3 protein-coding genes are annotated in these 4,430 nt (G+C 43.9%); all 3 read right to left on the bottom strand.

What is annotated here, in order from left to right; translation table 11 throughout:
• Positions 1-2,999 (bottom strand): HYR domain-containing protein (locus G500_RS26115; protein WP_035758348.1); only part of this gene is annotated, 2,999 nt, incomplete at its 3' end.
• Between the two features lie 27 nt (positions 3,000-3,026).
• Positions 3,027-4,031, bottom strand: coding sequence for a tail fiber domain-containing protein (locus G500_RS0120660; RefSeq protein WP_154657262.1), 1,005 nt, complete (start codon positions 4,029-4,031; stop codon positions 3,027-3,029).
• Positions 4,032-4,129: 98 nt separating this feature from the next.
• The coding region (locus G500_RS24485) for a transposase family protein (RefSeq protein WP_161626175.1) at positions 4,130-4,430 on the bottom strand (301 nt) is incomplete at its 5' end.

Here is a 4,430-nt window from a genome sequence, read left to right as displayed (position 1 = left end):
GAAATGTTCGCAGGGCAAGCGATAGTCGGATTTTGGTTGTCCGTAACGGTTACATCAAAGCTACAAGTGGCGGTATTGCCTGCCAAATCTGTTACAACAAACGTGTTGGTTGTTGTGCCTACCGGGAAAATTGCACCAGAAGCCAAACCTGCCGTTTGTGAAACCACTACGGTATTTGGAACTGCCACAGAATAGTTTATTGTACCATTCCATGTGCGCGGAGAGAAAGTCGACCCAAATGGATACGACTTGCCTACGCCCGTTGTGATAGTAAGGTTAGCATCTGAATAGGTATTTGCCCCATTGGTGTAGGAAACAATAGGGTTAGTCCCATTTGTCGTGATGTAAATGCCATAAACCGACCCCGCGGGAATTTGTAAGCCCCCTATTGGAACATCTACAACTGCCCCTATACTTGGTGAAGTTACTGTGGCAGTTCCTAAAAGCGTCCAGGCAGCGGCATTGGTTTCTGAACCAACATAAGTACCAACTTTGTAATAAACCAACATGGTAGTGGTGCCACTATTGTCAAATCTCTGGCTAAAAGAATTTATCTCTATAGGCGAACTACTGGTAGTGATATCGAACATATTGCCATTTTGACCATTTCCACCCAAAAAGATAGACGAGAGAGAATTTTGGGTAATATAACTACTGCACTCATCAGTAGAAGTAGGCATAGGATAAGTAACGGTAGCCTCACAAGTGCCTATTGCAGCATTGGCTGAAATATTAGCAGGACAAACAATAGAAGGACTATTGGTGTCGGCAACCGTAACAGTAAAGGAGCAATCAACAGAATTACCTGCTGCATTTGTTACAACAAAACGATTTATTGTCGTGCCAACAGGAAAGAGAGAACCAGAAGGCAAGCCCGATGTTTGAGTTATCGTGAAACTTGCGCAAGCAGTAGGCAACGGATAATTGACCACTGCACCACAAACATTAGGGTCGCTACTGACCGAAATGTCGGCAGAACATACCACTGTGGGCGGAACATTCACCGTAACGGTAAAAGAACAAGTGGCAGTATTTCCTAACGCATCTGTCGCTACAAACGTGTTCGTTGTGATACCATCGGGAAAGACAGAACCTGAGGCTAAACCTGCTGTTTGTACCACACTTATCGCGTCACAAGCTGTAGGCATAGGAAAAGTAACAATAGCTCCACAAATGAGTGGGTCACCATTGACAGAGATGTTAGCAGGACAATCAATATATGTATATTGATTCACTATTACATCAAAAGAACAAGTACTTGTATTTCCCGCTGCATCTGTCGCTACAAACGTGTTCGTTGTTGTACCAACAGGGAAAACACTATTCGGCAACAAACCCGCTGTTTGCGTGATATATGCGCCATTAAGTTCCAAAATATGACTAAAAGAAAAGTAGCTTGGATAATCATTCCATTGCCCATTCCCTAAGACCGTAGTTGCATGTTCGCCTCCTGCTGCCCAATTATTGGGTTCGCCTGCTGCCCAGTTGGTGTAACCTGTATTAGAGCAATCTTCCCAAACAAAAGTTCCTTCAATGGCAAGGTCGGTGAGTCCTACAAAATAGGGCGCGGGAGAGCCTGCAAAATGCGCCGTTACCCAAGTGCGAAGTTGTGCATCTTCGGTGGCATCACCTATTTGCGCCATGTAGCCACCATTTGCCCTACAACTTGCCAAGCCTGTTGGATAATCCATCGCGACATTTGAAATGTAATACGATTGGCTGCCAATAGAACCCAAATAAGTATAGCCTGTAATAGGAGCGGAGTAGGGCTGACAATTATCCGTAGCCGTAGGGAAAGGATAACACACGCGCGTTCCTGCACAGATAGGCGATTCGTTATTGACCGTGATATTCGCAGGGCAAGTGATAATCGGATTTACATTATCCGAAACCGTAACGGTGAAACTACAACTTTGTGAGAGCGTAGGACTTACGGCAGTAGCCGTAACGGTGGTAACGCCTAAATTGAAAACTGCACCATTTAGGGTCGTAAGTCCAGATGCCGTTGTTGCCCCAGTGAGGTCGTAGGTTAGTCCCGTTACGATAGCACTGACGGTACTGTTCCAAGTATTATCGCTATGGGTATAAGTACAAGCAAGAGCAACTGTGTTGGCAGTTTGGTTGTCGACGCATCTTATCAGACCCAAAGGATTGGCAGCGTCAGAATATGTCCAAGAGTTTTGCAAGTCTGTTTCGCTCTGTGTGAAAGTGCGAACAGAAAGGTCGCTCAAGGCAGCGACTTGATTCCAAGGGGCAGCAATCGTATTGTAGGAAGCCGTGCGCCAACGCTGCAATTGGGTCAAATCTTTGCCGTTGTCTAAATCGGAAAGCCAAGAGAGTGTCAAATCGCGCGTGCCGCCAGCGGTAGTCTCGAAAGTCCAATAAGAGGCAATGCTCGTATTTCCTGCTATGTTAATAATGCCTTGCGCTCCTGTACGGCGTGTAAGGGTAACATTACCCACGTCTGCACCAGCACCCAAAGTAGCGTTTAGGAAAGTAGGCATCGCCCCTACGCCAATCGGACGCGCCTGCATGACGGCAGTACCTATGATGCGATTGGCGTTGGTTTCTGCCGGATTGAGGGCAGTAGGCGAAAAGAAGATGGTCGCCAAATCGGAAAACAAGCGTCCATTTGTCAGGTCTAATTGAGTATTTATCAAGACCTGATTTTGTAGTTGTAAATGATTGCCTCCGTTATTGACTTGCAAATTTGACAAAGCAACCTGATTTGTGCCTTCGACATTTTGCAGCGCAACACCCACAAAGCGCAACCAAGAGCCATTTGCACCTGCAAAAGTACCGTTATTGACCAAGTCTTGTGTTAGCAAAAGTTCGCCGCTTAGGGCGGTGGTAGAAGTAGCGGTGGCATTTGTCCATTCGCCACTGCGTACATAAGTACCTGTATTGATTTGTATGCTTGCCCCTTCGTTCCTGACAAACTGCGCCTTTAAGGGCAGCACCGTCAGCAAAAGCAGCAGAAGCGGTATTATTTTTTTCATGAGAGTAAAATTTATAAAAATAAAAAATTATTTTTTATTATTTAGTAACTTTTTAATATTTTCCAGCTCTTGATGTAAATATTTCAATTCATCAAGTTCTGCTCTCATTTTTTGATTCTCCTGTTTCAGCGTTTCTATCTGGCTCTGTTGCTCTTTCACAGCTTCAATTAGTAGAGGAGCGAAGGCGGAATAATTAACCATGTAATGTCCGTCTATATTGCTGACAGCTTCAGGAAAAACACGCTCCACCTCCTGCGCCAGAACTCCTATTCCCTTCGTCTTAGGACTGTTCTTTTTAACCTCGCCAGGAAGAAGTTTAAAATTATAGGTATATCCACTAATAGCCATAACTTTCATTAGAGAGCCTGTTAGATTTTTGATGTCCTCTTTCTGATTTATATCTGATATAGTGAAAAAAGTTCCACCATTGTCTATACGCGCTCTAAGTGAACCACCATCATAGGCATTACCAGCATTATCCCAACCATCTTCATCAACGAATTTCACTAAGTCGTTGTCGCCGGGACTATAGACCATTGCATAGTTGCCATCTGCATAAAAGCCACCTTCTTCACTTTCTGCGTTTGCAAGATGAACCCCTGCTCCAAAGCCAAAGGTAGTAAAGTTATCTGAAAATATAACAGGTCGGTTTGCTCTGCGAAAAACGTTAACATTATTTTGAATGCGCAATTCTTGGTTCAGAAAAAGAAAACCGGGATTACCCGAAAGTGTTGGATTTGTGGCACTGTTTCCTAATTGTAATTCGCCGATTGTGTTGTTCTGCAAACCAATGATAGCGGTACGATTCGGTAAATCCATATCCGCCATAAATGCATCGTCTCCAATGATGATGTTCTGACCGCCAGAGGTTGTAAAATCAATAGCTTGGATAGACCCGTTGACAGAGAGACGCTGCGCGGGAGTTGTTGTGCCGATACCAAAGTTGCCGGCACTCGTAAGGCGCATACGCTCAAGGTTATTGGTACGTGTAACAAAATCTTGCGGTCCCGTTGTTCCGATAAAATTTATCACAGGATTTATTCCCGTGTTGCCTGTAAGTCCCCAGCCTGAACCACCGCCTCCGACGGCAACCCAAGCCCCCCCATTAAAATAATAGAGTTTATGAATAATTATAGCCGTATGACTTTTCTTTTTAGGGCAAAAGTTTTCCTGAAATTGTATAGTGCTACGGCTATGGTGAATACGGTTTCTTTTGTTTTGTCTATGTAAGTTCTGATTCGTTCTTTGACAATTCGTAATGCTTTTAGGTGTGCAAACGCATTTTCTATTCTTACTCTTTCTTTACTTTGTAGTCTATTTTGAACTTTTTGTATTTTGGTAAGTTCCTTATTTTTGGGCTTCTTGTGGGGCATAATAAGTGTTGTTTGTGGAAGTTTCCAGCCATAAAACCCTAAATCTGTTAATAAAATA

This window comes from Hugenholtzia roseola DSM 9546, from assembly GCF_000422585.1.
Taxonomy (GTDB): Bacteria; Bacteroidota; Bacteroidia; order Cytophagales; family Bernardetiaceae; genus Hugenholtzia; species Hugenholtzia roseola.
This window is presented reverse-complemented; position numbering and strand designations above follow the sequence as displayed.